At 76.8% G+C, this 14,545-nt stretch carries 10 protein-coding genes; 3 read left to right on the forward strand and 7 right to left on the reverse strand.

Annotated features, from left to right (window positions below):
• Positions 1-24 precede the first annotated feature (24 nt).
• The 5 genes from ACI780_RS18670 to ACI780_RS18690 all read right to left on the reverse strand — a co-directional run bounded on the left by ACI780_RS18670 (position 25) and on the right by ACI780_RS18690 (position 5,559).
• A complete protein-coding gene (locus ACI780_RS18670; protein ID WP_457004863.1) occupies positions 25-831 on the reverse strand; it encodes an SDR family NAD(P)-dependent oxidoreductase in 807 nt (268 codons plus the stop codon).
• A gap of 206 nt (positions 832-1,037) precedes the next feature.
• Entirely contained in the window at positions 1,038-1,241 is a 204-nt protein-coding gene (locus tag ACI780_RS18675) for a hypothetical protein (protein WP_456870467.1), read from the reverse strand.
• 86 nt (positions 1,242-1,327) lie between these two features.
• A complete protein-coding gene (locus ACI780_RS18680) occupies positions 1,328-3,709 on the reverse strand; it encodes a [protein-PII] uridylyltransferase (protein ID WP_457004866.1) in 2,382 nt (793 codons plus the stop codon).
• A 144-nt stretch (positions 3,710-3,853) separates the two neighbouring features.
• Complete coding sequence (locus ACI780_RS18685; protein ID WP_073421809.1) at positions 3,854-4,192, reverse strand: P-II family nitrogen regulator; 339 nt, start codon at positions 4,190-4,192, stop codon at positions 3,854-3,856.
• The gene (locus ACI780_RS18690) at positions 4,189-5,559 is read right to left on the reverse strand and encodes an ammonium transporter (RefSeq protein WP_456870465.1); all 1,371 of its coding nucleotides are present in this window, start codon (positions 5,557-5,559) and stop codon (positions 4,189-4,191) included. Before ACI780_RS18690 ends, ACI780_RS18685 begins: the two co-directional genes overlap by 4 nt.
• Before the next feature lie 334 nt (positions 5,560-5,893).
• Between ACI780_RS18690 and nicT the strand changes: the two genes are divergently transcribed.
• Complete coding sequence (gene nicT, locus ACI780_RS18695; protein ID WP_456870464.1) at positions 5,894-7,015, forward strand: Nickel transporter NicT; 1,122 nt, start codon at positions 5,894-5,896, stop codon at positions 7,013-7,015.
• Between the two features lie 49 nt (positions 7,016-7,064).
• On the opposite strand, the gene ftsY is transcribed toward nicT, so the two are convergent.
• Complete coding sequence (gene ftsY / locus ACI780_RS18700) at positions 7,065-8,288, reverse strand: signal recognition particle-docking protein FtsY (RefSeq protein ID WP_456870463.1); 1,224 nt, start codon at positions 8,286-8,288, stop codon at positions 7,065-7,067.
• A gap of 83 nt (positions 8,289-8,371) precedes the next feature.
• Between ftsY and ACI780_RS18705 the strand changes: the two genes are divergently transcribed.
• A complete protein-coding gene (locus tag ACI780_RS18705; RefSeq protein ID WP_456870462.1) occupies positions 8,372-10,078 on the forward strand; it encodes an alkaline phosphatase D family protein in 1,707 nt (568 codons plus the stop codon).
• A gap of 12 nt (positions 10,079-10,090) precedes the next feature.
• Positions 10,091-10,906, forward strand: a complete 816-nt coding sequence (locus ACI780_RS18710) for an endonuclease/exonuclease/phosphatase family protein (protein ID WP_456870461.1) — start codon at positions 10,091-10,093, stop codon at positions 10,904-10,906.
• Between the two features lie 56 nt (positions 10,907-10,962).
• On the opposite strand, the gene smc is transcribed toward ACI780_RS18710, so the two are convergent.
• Positions 10,963-14,535: a chromosome segregation protein SMC gene (gene smc / locus ACI780_RS18715; protein ID WP_457004870.1), complete on the reverse strand. Its 3,573-nt coding sequence runs from the start codon at positions 14,533-14,535 to the stop codon at positions 10,963-10,965.
• Between the last annotated feature and the right edge of the window lie 10 nt (positions 14,536-14,545).

Raw genomic sequence — 14,545 nt, forward strand, 5'->3', positions numbered from 1 at the left:
CGGGCATCGTGCCCGACGCGCGGCTCACTCCTGCGGGGCCGACCCGGGCTCGGCCATCTTCCGGTTGAGCTTGGCGGCCACGTTGCCCGGCGTCACCGCCGACAGCCGGCCCATCGCCTTGCTGGCCAGCGACCCGGCGAAGACCGAGGCCTCCCCCGTGACCAGGCCCTCGTAGCCCTGCCGGGCGACCTGGGCCGGGTCGTCCTTGGCGTCGGTGGCGCCCATGCGGGTGTCGGTGAGGTCGGCGCGGTCGAAGAACTCGGTGTCGGTCGGCCCGGGCAGCAGCGCGGTGACGCTGACGCCGCGGTCGGACAGCTCCTCGCGCAGGGCCAGCGACAGGTGCTGCACGAACGCCTTGCTCGCGCCGTAGACGGCCTGGAACGGCTGGGGCGCCTGCGAGGCCACCGACGAGGTGAACAGGATGCGGCCCTCCCCGCGGGCGGCCATGTCCTGCGCCACCCGCTTGGCCAGGTGCACCGTGGAACCGCAGTTGAGCGCGATTATGCCCAGCTCGGCGTCGAGGTCGGTGTCGACGAACGCGCCGCCGACCCCCACCCCCGCGTTGATGGCGGCGGCGTCCAGCGGGCGGCCGGCCCCGCGGACGGCGGCCACGAGCAGCTCGCGGTCCTCGTAGCGGGTCAGGTCGCCGCGCACCGGGGAGACGTGCGCGCCCATGCCGCGCAGCGTCTCGGCGGCGGCGTCGAGCTCGTCGTCCTCCGCGGCGATGACCAGGTCGTAGCCGTGCTCGGCGAACTGCTTGGCCAGCTCCAGGCCGATGCCGCTGGAGGCACCGGTGACGAGCGCGAGGGGACGGGCGGAGGGGACGGTCACGGGGACTCCCGGGGTGGGTCGCGGGTGCGGTCACCCCCGGTGGTGCCCGATCCGGCCGGGTCCGACCCCTGCGCACGGCGGAGAGGCGTGCCTCCCGGAGGAGGCGTGGGGGGGGGGGGGGGTGGGGGGGGGGGGGCCGGGGGGGGGGGGGGGGGGGGGGGGGGCCCCCCCGCGCGCCGGCCCCCCCCCCCCCCGGGCGACGGTCGCTAGGCGGCGGCGCCGGCGGCCCGCCGCCCCGCCGCCTCGACGAGGGACTCCAGCCCGCCGAGGAGGAAGCCGGTGCCGCAGCCGGTGCAGATCCACTCGGGGCACTCGCCGCCGTCGTCGGTGTGCCCGTCGGCGCACGGCGGCTGCTCGAACACCGTGTCCTGCGCGCAGGTGGGGCAGGGCCAGCTCTGCGGGTGCTGCACGGGGACTCCCCTCGCCGTCGGTACCGGGACTGCTCCGTCCCGGAGTCGTCCCGACGGTCGCACGGCCCACCGACAGTCCCGTGCACTCAGCGCGGTGTGTCCGCCACCGGGTCGAGCACCGCCCCGTGCGCCGGGTCGAGGACCGCGCCCCGCGCCGCGGCGACCAGCGCCGCCTCCACCCGCGCCCGCCGGGCGGGGTCGAGGGGGCCGCCGGCCGGGTTGCTGACGTAGAAGTAGTCGGCGGCGTCGGCGCCGAGGGTCTCGATGCGCGCGGAGGTGACGTCGAGCCCCTCCGAGCCGAGCGCTGCGGTGAGCCGGTGGAGCAGCCCGGCACGGTCGCCGGCCCGCACCTCCACGATGCTGGTCGCCTCGCCGCTGACCTCCGAGTCGTGCCAGGAGATCCGCGGCGGCGCCGACCGCGCGGCGTCCTGCCGGTAGTCGGCCTCCCGCTGCCGGAGCCGGTCGGCCAGCGGCAGCGTCCCCTCCAGCGCCGCGCGGACGGCGTCGGCCAGGATCGCCGGCTGCGGCGCCCGCCCGAACCGCGGGCGGACGGCGAACACCGCCGTCGCCCGGCCGTCGACGACGTCGACCTTCGCCGCGCGCACGTCGAGCTGGTTGAGCGCGAGCACCCCCGCCAGGCAGCTGAACAGGCCCCGCTCGTCGGGCGCCCCGATCGTCACCTGCTGGCCGTCGGCGACGTCCTCGACGCCCACGGTCACCGCGCCGTCGGCCCCGGTCTCGGTGACCGTGGGCGCGGTGGGGTGCAGCACCGGGTCGGCGTCGGCGGCCGGCGTCCCGCCCAGGTGCGCCTGCACCCGGGCGACCAGGTGGGCGACCAGGTGCGCCTTCCACGGCGACCACGCCGAGGAGCTGGTGGCCGCGCCGTCGGCCTGCGCCAGCGCGTGCAGCAGCTGCAGCACCTGCGCGTCCCCGCCGATGGTGGCCGCGACCCGCTCGACGGTCACCGGGTCGTCGATGTCGCGGCGGGTGGCGGTGTCGGGCAGCAGCAGGTGGTGGCGGACCAGCGTGCCGACGACGGCGACGTCGGCCGGGGCGAACCCCATGCGGGCGGCGACGCCGGCGGCGATCGGCTCCCCCACGACGCTGTGGTCCCCGGGCCGGCCCTTGCCGATGTCGTGCAGCAGCGCGGCGACCAGGAGCAGGTCGGGCCGGTCGACGTCGTGGGTGAGCTCGGCGGCGGCCGCGGCGGCCTCGACGAGGTGCCGGTCGACGGTGAAGCGGTGCCACGGGTGGCGCTGGGGCAGCGACCGCACCTGCTCCCACTCCGGCAGCAGCCGGGTCAGCAGGCCCTCCTGGTCGAGCTGCTCGACGACGGCGACCGCGGGCCGGCCGGCGGCCAGCAGCCGCAGGAACGACCAGCGCACCTCGGCCGGCCACGGCTCGGGCACCGGCGGGGAGTGCGCGGCGAGCACCCGCAGCGTGTAGGGGGACAGCAGCAGGTCGGCGCGGGCGGCGGCGGCCGCCCCGCGCAGCACCAGCCCGGGGTCGGCGGCCGGGCGGGCGTCGCGGGCGAGCACCACCTCGTCGCCCTGCCGCACCACGCCCTCGGCCAGCGGCTCGCGGCGCACGCGGCGGTAGCGGCCGCGGGGGCGGCGGACCAGCGCCGCCTCCACCCGCCGCCAGGTGTCGTCGGCGACGAAGGCCAGCCGGCGCCCGGCGAGGCTGACCCGGCGCAGCAGCACGTCCTCGTCGGGGAGGCCGAGCGCGGCGGCGACCGGGCGCTGCTCCTGGCGGACCAGCACGTCGGAGGGCCGGCCGGTGCGGCGGCGCAGCTCGTCGCGGACGTCGAGCAGCAGGGCGTAGGCCGCCTCCACCTCCGTGGCGGGCTCGTCGCCGAGCTGGGCGGCGGCGACCGCGCGCAGCACCTGGCCCTCGCGCAGGCCGCCGTAGGCCTCCTTCAGGTCGGGCTCGAGCAGGAAGGCCAGCTCGCCGACCTGCCGGGCCCGGCCGCGGCGCAGGTCGCGCAGCTGCGGCAGCAGCCGGGACGCCGACTGCCGCCAGGCGGCCAGCGTCGCGGTGCGCAGCGCGGCGGCGAGGGCGGCGTCGCCGGCGACCAGGCGGGCGTCGAGCAGGCCCAGGCCGGCCTTGACGTCGGAGGAGGCCACCGCCACGGCCTCGGCGACCGAGCGCACCGAGTGGTCCAGCCGCACGCCGGCGTCCCAGACCGGGTACCAGACGGCGTCGGCGAGCGCGGCCACCTCGGGCCGGCCGTCGTGGACCAGCACCAGGTCGAGGTCGCCGTGCGGCGGCGGCTCGCGCCGTCCCAGGCTGCCGACGGCGACCAGCGCGACGCCGTCGGTGCCGGTGCGCGGGGGCGGGGCACCCCGGCCCTGCCGGGGCGGCGGTGTGCCGGCGACGGCGGCGGCGAGCAGGCCGCCCAGCCAGGCGTCGAGCTGCTGCACCCGCTCGGCGCGGGTCAGGCCGGGCAGCGCGCCGAGGTCGGGCACGGTCCCCCCTGTCGGTCGGTGGGTCGGGACGGCGCCGGCCGGGGCGGCGGTCCTCCCGCCACCCCGGCCGACGTGGTGCTGTCGGCCCCCTTGCAGGGTCCCGCCCCGAACGTGCGAGGGGTGGGGGGCAAGGGGGTCCTTCGTCTACAGCGCGTCCTCGCCGCGCTCGCCGGTGCGCACCCGCACGATCTCGTCGATCGTGGTGACCCACACCTTCCCGTCGCCGATCTGCCCGGTGGAGGCCGACTCGACGACGGCGTCGACCACCCGCGCGGCCTCGATCTCGCCGACGACGACCTCGATGCGCACCTTGGGGACGAAGTCCACCTGGTACTCGGCACCGCGGTAGACCTCGGTGTGGCCGCGCTGGCGGCCGAAGCCCTGGACCTCGCTGACGGTCAGTCCGGTGATCCCGATCAGCTCGAGGGCGTTCTTGACGTCGTCGAGCTTGAACGGCTTGATGATGGCGGTGACGAGCTTCACACCCGGCTCCTGTCCGTGAGGGTGGTGCCCCGGGCCTCCGCGCGGGTCTGGCCGGCGGCCGTGAGGGCCGAGCCGCCACCGCCGCCGCCCAGGGAGGCGAGGTCGTAACCGGTCTCGGCGTGCACGACGCCGTCGATGCCGGCGACCTCGTCCTCCTCGGTGATGCGGAAGCGCATGAGCTTCGCGACGACGAGGCCGATGACGAGCGTCAGCACGAACGAGTAGACCAGAACGGCGAGGGCGCCGAGCGCCTGCCGCCACAGCTGGTCCACGCCGCCGCCGTAGAAGAGACCGTCCACGCCGGCGGTCGCCGCGGCGGAGGCGAACAGGCCGACGGCGAGGGTGCCCCAGAGGCCGCCGACGAGGTGGACGCCGACGACGTCGAGGGAGTCGTCGTAGCCCAGCCGGTACTTCAGGCCGACGGCGAGGGCGCAGACGACGCCGGCGACGAGGCCGACGGCGATCGCGCCGAGCGGGGTCACCGCGGAGCAGGCCGGGGTGATGGCGACCAGGCCGGCCACCACGCCGGAGGCCGCGCCCAGCGAGGTCGCGTGCCCGTCGCGCAGCTTCTCGGTGAGCAGCCAGCCCAGGGTGGCCGCGCCGGTGGCCGCGAGCGTGGTCACGAACACCTCGGCGGCCTGGCCGTTGGCGGCCAGCGCGGAGCCGGAGTTGAAGCCGATCCAGCCGAACCAGAGGATGCCCGCGCCGATCATCACCAGGGGCAGGTTGTGCGGCCGCATCGGGTCGCGGCCGAAGCCGCGCCGCTTGCCGAGCACCAGGGCCAGCGCCAGGCCCGCGGCGCCGGCGTTGATGTGCACCGCGGTCCCGCCGGCGAAGTCGATGGCCAGCAGGTCGTTGGCGATCCAGCCGCCGGTCTCGGACTCCGCGCCGTCGAAGGCGAACACCCAGTGGGCGACCGGGAAGTAGACCAGCGTGGCCCAGACGCCGGCGAAGACCATCCACGGGCCGAAGCGGGCGCGGTCGGCGACGGCGCCCGAGATGAGCGCCACGGTGAGGATCGCGAAGACGCCCTGGAAGGCGACGAAGGCCAGCGAGGGGACGGTGAAGACCAGGTTGTCCGGCGCGAACGCCCCCTCCAGGCCCGCGGTGCCGATCAGCGACGAGAGGCCGAAGAACTCGGTCGGGTCGCCGAGCAGGCCGCCGCCGACGTCGTCGCCGAAGGCGATCGAGTAGCCGTAGAGCACCCACAGCACGCTGATCAGCGCGAGTGCCCCGAAGCTCATCATCATCATGTTGAGGACGCTCTTCGCGCGGACCATGCCGCCGTAGAAGAGCGCCAGACCGGGGGTCATGAACAGCACCAGCGCGGCGCTGACCAGGACCCAGGCGGTGTCGCCGGTGTCCACGGCAACCTCCTGACGGTGTGGTGTGGCCGTGCGACGGGGCAGGGCCACGGACGGACCCGGGACGAGCGAGGAGCCCGGGGCGGTGCTCGGTGCGCCCGCCACCGGCGGTGGTGGGGCGACGCGGCGTTCACGGTGCCGGGGCCGTGTTTCCACGGGCGGCGTCGGCACGTTTCCGGACCGTGAACTCCCGATCGCGTGTCCGGCCGCCGTGTGTCGGCCGTGTTGCCCGCCCCGTCCGGGCGGCCGGCGGACCTGCCCGATGCGACAGGTGTGCAGGTGCAACTCGTGTGCAATAAGGTCGCCGGGTCCCTCCCCTGACGTCCCTGGAGGCAGCGTGAGCGTCCCCGCCGTGTCCGCCCGGCCCGGTCCCCCGGCGCACCGGACCCGCGCGGGCGGCTCGTTCAGCCCCCGGGAGTGGCGCTCGATCGGCGGCATGGCCGCGTTCGTCCTGCTGCTGCACGTCGTCGGGTGGGGCGTGCTGGTGTTCGCCGTCGCGCCCGCGGAGTACCAGCTGGGCAGTACCGGGGTCCTCGGGGTCGGCGTCGGCCTGACCGCCTACATGCTCGGCGTCCGGCACGCCTTCGACGCCGACCACATCGCCTCGATCGACAACACCACCCGCAAGCTGGTCGACGAGGGCACGCCGTCGGTGAGCACGGGCTTCTGGTTCTCCCTCGGCCACTCGTCGGTCGTGTTCGCCGCGAGCCTGCTGCTGGTGGCCGGGGTGCGGTCGGTCGCCGGCGTCGTCCAGTCCGACGACAACTCCGTCGGGCAGGCCCTCGGCCTCGTCGGCACCCTGGTCGCCGGCACGTTCCTGCTGCTCATCGGGCTGATGAACCTCAGTTCGGCGGTGGGCATCGCCCGCGTCTTCCGCCGGATGCGCTCAGGTCGGTACGACGAGGCCGAGCTCGAGCACCACCTGCACAACCGCGGGCTCCTGGCCCGGTTGCTCGGCCGGGTGACCCGCCGGGTGAGCCGGCCCTGGCACCTCTACCCCGTCGGCCTGCTCATGGGCCTGGGCTTCGACACCGCCACCCAGGTCGCGCTGCTGGTGCTCGCGGCCGGCTCGGCGGCCTTCGTGCTGCCCTGGTACGCGATCCTCGTGCTGCCGGTGCTCTTCGCCGCCGGGATGAGCCTGTTCGACGCCGCCGACGGCGTCCTCATGACCCGCGCCTACGGCTGGGCGTTCCTCAAGCCGGTGCGCAAGGTCTTCTACAACCTGACCATCACCGTGCTGTCGGTGACCGTCGCGCTCGTCATCGGCACGCTGGTGCTCGTCGGGCTGCTCGTCGAGCGGCTCGAGCTGCAGGCCGCGCCGCTGGTGTGGCTGGCCTCGCTGGACCTGGAGTACGTCGGCTTCGCGATCGTCGGGCTGTTCGTGGTCACGTGGGCAGTGGCCGTCGCGGTGTGGCGGTTCGGCCGCATCGAGCAGCGCTGGGCGCCCGACACCCCCTGACGGCCTCCCGCACGGGCCCTGCCCCGGTGCGGGGCGGGGAGGTCCGCTGTCAGTCCGCGCCGCCGACCAGGCCCTCGGCGAACACCTCCGGCTCGAAGGGCGCGAGGTCGTCGGCGCCCTCCCCCAGCCCGATCAGCTTCACCGGGATGCCCAGCTCGCGCTGCACCGAGACGACGATGCCGCCCTTGGCGGTGCCGTCGAGCTTGGTCAGCACCACGCCGGTGACGTCGACGGCGGAGGTGAACACCCGCGCCTGCACGATGCCGTTCTGGCCGGTCGTGGCGTCGAGCACCAGCAGCGTCTCGGTGACCGGGCTCTGCTTCTCCACGACGCGCTTGATCTTGCCGAGCTCGTCCATGAGGCCGGACTTGGTGTGCAGCCGGCCGGCGGTGTCGACGACGACGGTGTCGACCTCGGCCTCCACGCCGGTGCGCACGGCCTCGAAGGCCACCGACGCCGGGTCGGCGCCCTCGCGGCCGCGGACGGTGAGCACGCCCACCCGCTCGCCCCACGTCTCGAGCTGGTCGGCGGCCGCGGCGCGGAAGGTGTCGGCGGCACCGAGCACGACGCTCTTGCCGTCACCGACGAGGACGCGGGCGATCTTGCCGACCGTCGTCGTCTTGCCCGCGCCGTTGACCCCGACGACCAGCAGGACGCCGGGCCGGCCCTCGCGGCGGTCGGTGTGCAGAGTGCGGTCGAGGTCGGGCCCGAGGACGGCGGTGAGCTCGCGGACCAGCAGCGCGCGCAGGTCGGCGGGCGTGGCGGTGGCCAGCACCATCGACTGGGTGCGCAGCCGGTCGACGATCTGCTGGGTGGCCGCGACGCCGACGTCCGCGGCCAGGAGCGTCTCCTCGACCTCATCCCAGTCGTCCTCGGTCAGCCGCTCGCGGGCGAGCACGGTGAGCAGCCCGCGGCCCAGCGAGGACTGCGAGCGCGCCAGCCGGGACCGCAGCCGCACCAGCCGGCCGGCCGACGGCGGCGGCGTCTCGAAGACCAGGTCCGGCTCGGCCACCGCCGGGGGCAGCTCGACCGGCGGCGTCTCCGGCGAGACCGGCTCGGCCGGCGCCAGGCCCTGACCGGACGCGGTCGCGCCGGCCGGCCGGTCCTCGGGCGGCGCGGTCGGCGCGCTCGGTGGCCGCGGCCGCGTGAGCGTCGTGCCGGCGGCGGCGTCGTCGTCGAGCCGGGTGGTGCGCCGGCCGCGGCCGACGAGCAGGCTCGCCCCGGCGACCAGGGCCACGAGGACGATCGCGATCGCGATCAGCACGAACTCCATGCCGGTCAGTCTCCCAGCCGGTCCCCCGATCGCCGTAGCGACGGGTCTGGGCGGAACGGGGCACCGTGGAGCACGCTGGGCCCATGCCGCCACCCGACGAGGACGCCCCCGGACTGCTCATCGGACCCCTGCTGCGGCACGTCGACCCCGTGTCGGCCACCGTCTGGGTGGAGACCGACCGCCCGTGCACCGTCGAGGTCCTCGGGCGGACCGCGCGCACCTTCGCCGTCGGCGGCCACTGGTACGCGCTGGTCGTCGTCGAGGGGCTGGAGCCCGGAAGCACGACGCCCTACGAGGTCCACCTGTCGACCGACGGCGCCGACGGCGTCCGGGTGTGGCCGGAGTCGAGCTCCCCGTTCCCGCCCAGCCGGATCCGCACGCCGGGCCGTCCTGGCCCGTTCCGGCTGGCGTTCGGCTCCTGCCGGTACGCCACGCCCAGCACCGTCGACCTCGCCGAGCACATCCCGCCCGACGCCCTGGACGCCTATGCCGAGCGCGTGGCGGCGCTGCCGGAGGAGGAGTGGCCCGACGCGCTGGTGCTGCTCGGTGACCAGGTCTACGCCGACGAGCTGACGACGGCGACCCGCTCGTGGCTGCGCATTCGGCGCGGCGAGGACGTGCCCGAGGACGCCCAGACCCGGGACTACGAGGAGTACACCCGCCTCTACGCCGAGTCCTGGATGGACCCGCACGTGCGGTGGCTGCTGTCGACCATCCCGTCGTCGATGGTCTTCGACGACCACGAGATGATCGACGACTGGAACACCTCGGCCGCCTGGCGGCGCAAGGTTACCGCCACCGACTGGTGGGACGCCCGCATCGCCGGCGGGCTGGCCAGCTACTGGGTGTACCAGCACCTGGGCAACCTCTCCCCCGCCGAGCTGGCCGAGAACGCCACCTGGCAGGCGGTGCGGGCGCTGCCCGAGGACGCCGACGCCGAGCCGCTGCTGCGCGAGATGGCCCTCGCCGCCGACCGCGACCCGCGGACGGTGCGCTGGAGCTACGCCCGGCAGTGGGGCGACGCGCGGCTGCTCGTGGTCGACAGCCGGGCCGGCCGCGTGCTCGACGAGCAGGGCCGCCGGATGGTCGACGACGAGGAGTTCGCCTGGGTCGAGCAGCAGATGCGGCAGGCGGTCGAGGACGGCGTCGGCCACCTGCTGGTCGGCACGTCGCTGCCCTGGCTGCTCCCGCACGCCATCGACTCCATCGAGCGGGTGGACGAGGCGCTGGCGGTGCGCCACGACGGGCGCCTGGTCGGGCGGGCCGCCGAGGCGCTGCGGCAGGCCGCCGACCTCGAGCACTGGGCGGCGTTCGGGCACAGCTTCGACCGGCTGGCCGCCGCGCTGCTGGCGGTGGCCCGCGGCGAGCACGGCCCGGCGCCGGCGACGGCGCTGGTGCTCTCCGGCGACGTCCACCACGCCTACGCCGCCGAGGTGGTCGCCCCCGGCGGGCTCAGCGGCCGGGTGCACCAGCTGACCGTCTCCCCGCTGCACAACCAGGCGCCGCACCCCATCCGGGTCGGGTTCCGCATCGGCTGGAGCCGGTGGGCGCGGCGGTTCACCGGCGCGATCGCCCGCGCCGCGCGGGTGCGGCCGCCGTCGGTGGAGTGGGCCAAGGCCGCGGGGCCGTTCTTCGGCAACCAGGTGGGCGAGCTGGTGCTCGACGGCCGGCAGGCGCGCTTCCTGCTGCACGTGAGCGACCACCGGCCCGACGGCGAGGAGTGCCTGCAGCAGGTGCTCGACCTGCCGCTGGCCGACCCGGTCCCGGCGACGGTGCCGGCCGGCGGGTGACAGGCTGACGGGGTGACCGATGCCCACGGGGTCAAGCCGGCCCCCGGACCCGACCAGCCCCCGATCCCCGTCCGCCTGGTCACCTTCAACACCCACCACGGCGTGGGCGCCGACCGCCGGCACGACCTGCCCCGGCTGGCGAAGGTGCTCGCGGCGGCCGGCGCCGACGTCATCTGCCTGCAGGAGGTCGACCGGCACTTCGGCGACCGCAGCGAGGACGTCGACCAGGCGCTGCTGCTGTCCCGGGCGCTGGACATGCAGCTGGCGTGGGGTCCGGCGATCGACGAGCCGCGGCCCGGCGACGACCAGCGCCGGCAGTACGGCAACGCGCTGCTGTCGCGGCTGCCGATCCTGGTCAGCGACGTGCACCCGCTGCCCGGCGGCGGGGAGCCGCGCAGCGCGCTGCGGACCCTGGTCGAGCTCGACGGCGGGGCGCTGTGGGTGACCACCACCCACCTGACCACCCGGTCGCCGGCCGAGCGCGCCGAGCAGGTGGCGGTGCTGCGGGCGCTGTACACCGGGCCGATGGCGACCGGGGTGGTCGTCGGCGACCTCAACGCCGCCCCGGACGCCCCGGAGCTGGCGGCGCTGCGGGAGTCCTTCGCCGACGCCTGGGAGCTGGCGCCCGAGCGCGACGACCAGGCCCGCTGGCGGTTCTGGCAGCGCGAGGAGGGGCTGACCCACCCGGCGCGGTCGCCGCACGCGCGCATCGACCAGGTGTGGGTCACCCCGGGCATCACCGTGGCCTCCGCGCGGGTGCTCGACGGCGCGGGCGCGTCGGACCACCTGCCGGTCGTCGTCGACCTGCTGGTCCCCTCCGGCGTCTGACCCAGGCATAGGAAGCAATTCCCACGTTCCCGCGCCGGAGACGTGGGGAGAGCTTCCTATGCCTGGGCCGGATCGGGCTCGCGCAGCCGCTGGCTGATGACGCCGGTGATGCCGTCGCCGCGCATGCTCACGCCGTAGAGCGCGTCGGCGATCTCCATCGTGCGCTTCTGGTGGGTGATGACGATGAGCTGCGAGGTCGCCCGCAGCTGCTCGACCAGGGTGAGCAGCCGGCCCAGGTTGACGTCGTCGAGGGCGGCCTCGACCTCGTCGAGCACGTAGAACGGCGAGGGCCGCGCCCGGAAGATCGCCACCAGCAGCGCGACGGCGGTCAGCGAGCGCTCCCCGCCGGACAGCAGTGACAGCCGCTTGACCTTCTTGCCCGGCGGCCGCGCCTCGATCTCCACGCCGGTGGTGAGCATGTCCTCGGGGTCGGTGAGCACCAGCCGCCCCTGACCGCCGGGGAACAGCGTGGCGAAGACGCCCTCGAACTCGCGGGAGACGTCGGCGAAGGCCGCGGCGAACACGTCGTGGATGCGCCCGTCGACCTCGCGGACGACGGTGAGCAGGTCGCGGCGGGTGGCCTTGAGGTCCTCGAGCTGGGTGGCGAGGAAGGTGTGCCGCTCCTCCAGCGCCGCGAACTCCTCCAGCGCCAGCGGGTTGACCCGGCCCAGGGTGGCCAGGTCGCGCTCGGCGCGGGCGGCGCGGCGCTCCTGCGCGGCCCGGTCGTAGGGCACCGGCGCCGGCTCGGGCTCGCCCGCGGCCTCGGCGGCGGCCACCTGCGCCGGCGCGGGCGGCACCGGCGCGGCCGGGCCGTACTCGGCCACCAGCGTGGGCAGGTCGACGCCGAACTCCTCGACGGCCCGCTCCTCCAGCGCCTCGATGCGCAGCCGCTGCTCGGCGCGGGCGACCTCGTCGCGGTGCACCTCGTCGGTCAGCCGCTCCAGCTCCCCGGTCGCGGCGCGGACCCGGGTGCGCACCTCGAGCAGCTCGGCCTCGCGGGTGCTGCGCTCGGCGGCGAGCCGGTCGCGCTCGGCGGCGGCCCGGGCGAGTGAGCCGGCCAGCGCGGTGAGCGCCTCCTCGGCGCCGGCGCGCACCCGCGCGGCGACCTCGGCCCCGCGGCGGCGGGCCAGCCGGGCGGCGGCGGCCCGCTCGCGGGCGGCCCGCTCCTGCCGGGCCTGGCGGCGCAGCGCCTCGGCGCGGCCGGACAGGGCGCGGGCGCGCTCCTCGGCGGTGCGCACGGCCAGCCGGGCCTCGGTCTCGGCCTGCCGCGCGGCGGCGACCTCCAGCCGCAGCCGGTCGCGGTCCCCGGCGTCGGGCTCCTCCGCGGCCGGCGCGGCCTCGGCCTCGGCCAGTCGCGCCTCGAGCTCTCCCAGCCCGGCCTGCGACTCCTCCAGCGCCCGCTCGGCCCGCCGCTGCGCCGCGGCCGAGCGCTCCGCTTCCGCCGCCGCCGACCGCGCGGCCGCCCCGAGCTCGGCGAGCTCGGCGGCGAGCCTCGAGCGGCTGCGGTCGGCGGCCTGCCGGGCGGCCAGCGCCGCCTCGACGTCGGCCGAGCGGGCGCGGGCGTCCTCCCGGGCCGCGGCCAGCCGGTCGGCGAGGTCGGCGGCGCGGGCAACCGCGGCGGCGAGCTCGCGCTCGGCCTCGTCGACCCGGGCCCGCACCTCCAGGTTCGACGGCGCGTCGGCCGACCCGCCGGCGGCCCGGTCGGCGCCGACGAGGTCGCCGTCGGCGGTCACCGCGCGCACCCGCGGGTGCGCGGCGACCAGCGCCGCCGCGACGTCCAGGGTCGGGACGACGGCGACGCGGTCGAGCGCCCGGGCCAGCGCCGGCCGCAGCTCCTCGGGGGCCTCGACGAGGTCCACCGCCCACCGCAGGCCCTCCGGCAGCACCGGCCAGCCCTCGCGCGGCAGCGGCGGCGGGCCGCCGGTGACCAGCAGCCCGGCCCGGCCCGCGCCGGCGTCGCGCAGGTGCGCCAGCGCGGCGGCGGCGTCGTCCACCCCGGCGACGACGACGGCCTCGGCGAGCCCGCCCAGCGCCGCCGCGAGCGGCACCTCGGCCCCGGGTGCGACGGTGACCCGCTCGGCCACCGGCCCGAGCACGCCCGGCAGGCCGGACGCCAGGACGGCGGCGGCGCCGTCGGCGGGGGTCAGGCCCAGCGCGAGCGCGTCGCGGCGGGCGGCCCAGGAGGCGCGGTCGCGCTCGGCGGCGCGCTCGGCGTCGGCGAGCTCGGTGACGGCGCGCGCGGCGGCGGTGTGCGCGGCGACGGCGTCGGTGTGCGCGGTGACCAGGGCGACGTCCTCGTCGTCGGCGTCGGGGACCGCGGCGCGGCGCTCGTCGAGCCGGGCCTGCGCGGCGTCGGCGCGGGCGGCGGCCTCCGCGGCGGACTGGGCGAGGCGCTGCACCTCGGCCTGGCCGGCGGCCGCCCGCGACCGGCCGGCGGCGACCTTGCCCGACAGGCGGGCCAGGCCCTCGCGGCGGTCGGCCAGCGCGCGGGTGGCGGCCACCCAGGCGCGCTCCTCCGCGGCCAGCGCCTCCTCCACCTGCGCGCGGGCGGCGACGGCGGCGGCCAGCCGGCAGCGCTCGGCCTCCAGTCCGGCGGCGAGCTCGGTCTCGGTGGCCGCGACCCGGTCGGCCTCGGCCTCCAACTGCTCGGGGTCGCGGCCGCCGGTGCCCGCCGGTGCCGCGGCCGACAGGTGGCGGTGCCGCTCGGCGGCGAGCTGGGCGATGCCGCGGAAGCGCTCGGTGAGCGCGGACAGCCGGTACCAGGTGTCCTGCGCGGCGGCCAGGCGCGGGGCGTCGGCGGCCTGCGCCGTCTCCAGCTCGCTCTCCCGCCGCGACACGGTGCCCAGCTCGGCCTCGACGACGGCGCGGCGGGCGCGGGCGGCGGCCTCGTCGGCGACGTCCTTGTCCAGCGCGTCGCGCAGCCCGACGAGGTCGTCGGCGAGCAGCCGCAGCCGCGCGTCGCGCAGCTCGGCCTGCACGCCGGCGGCCCGGCGGGCGACCTCGGCCTGGCGGCCCAGCGGCTTGAGCTGGCGGCGCAGCTCGGCGGTCAGGTCGGCCAGCCGGTCGAGGTTGGCCTGCATCGCGTCGAGCTTGCGGAGCGCCTTCTCCTTGCGCTTGCGGTGCTTGAGGACGCCGGCGGCCTCCTCGACGAAGGCGCGGCGGTCCTCGGGGCGCCCGGACAGGACGGCGTCGAGCTGCCCCTGGCCGACGATGACGTGCATCTCGCGGCCGATGCCGGCGTCGCTGAGCAGCTCCTGCACGTCGAGCAGACGCACCTTGTCGCCGTTGATCTCGTACTCGCTCTCCCCGGAGCGGTACATGCGGCGGGTGACCGAGACCTCGGTGTAGTCGATCGGCAGGGCGCCGTCGGCGTTGTCGATGGTGAGCGTGACCTCGGCGCGGCCCAGCGCCGGGCGGCCGGCGGTGCCGGCGAAGATGACGTCCTCCATCTTGCCGCCGCGCAGGGTCTTCGCGCCCTGCTCGCCGAGGACCCAGGCGATGGCGTCGACGACGTTGGACTTGCCCGAGCCGTTGGGCCCGACGACGGCGGTGATGCCCGGCTCCAGGCGCAGCGTCGTGGCGGACGCGAAGGACTTGAAGCCCTTCAGCGTCAGGCTGGAGAGGTGCATGTGGACACGG

Source organism: Geodermatophilus sp. SYSU D00814, from assembly GCF_054050055.1.

Coding starts and splice junctions, on each gene's coding strand:
- ftsY (WP_456870463.1), bottom strand. CDS start 8,288: ATGGAGTTCGTGCTGATCGCGATCGCGATCGTCCTCGTGGCCCTGGTC.
- ACI780_RS18705 (WP_456870462.1), top strand. CDS start 8,372: ATGCCGCCACCCGACGAGGACGCCCCCGGACTGCTCATCGGACCCCTG.
- smc (WP_457004870.1), bottom strand. CDS start 14,535: ATGCACCTCTCCAGCCTGACGCTGAAGGGCTTCAAGTCCTTCGCGTCC.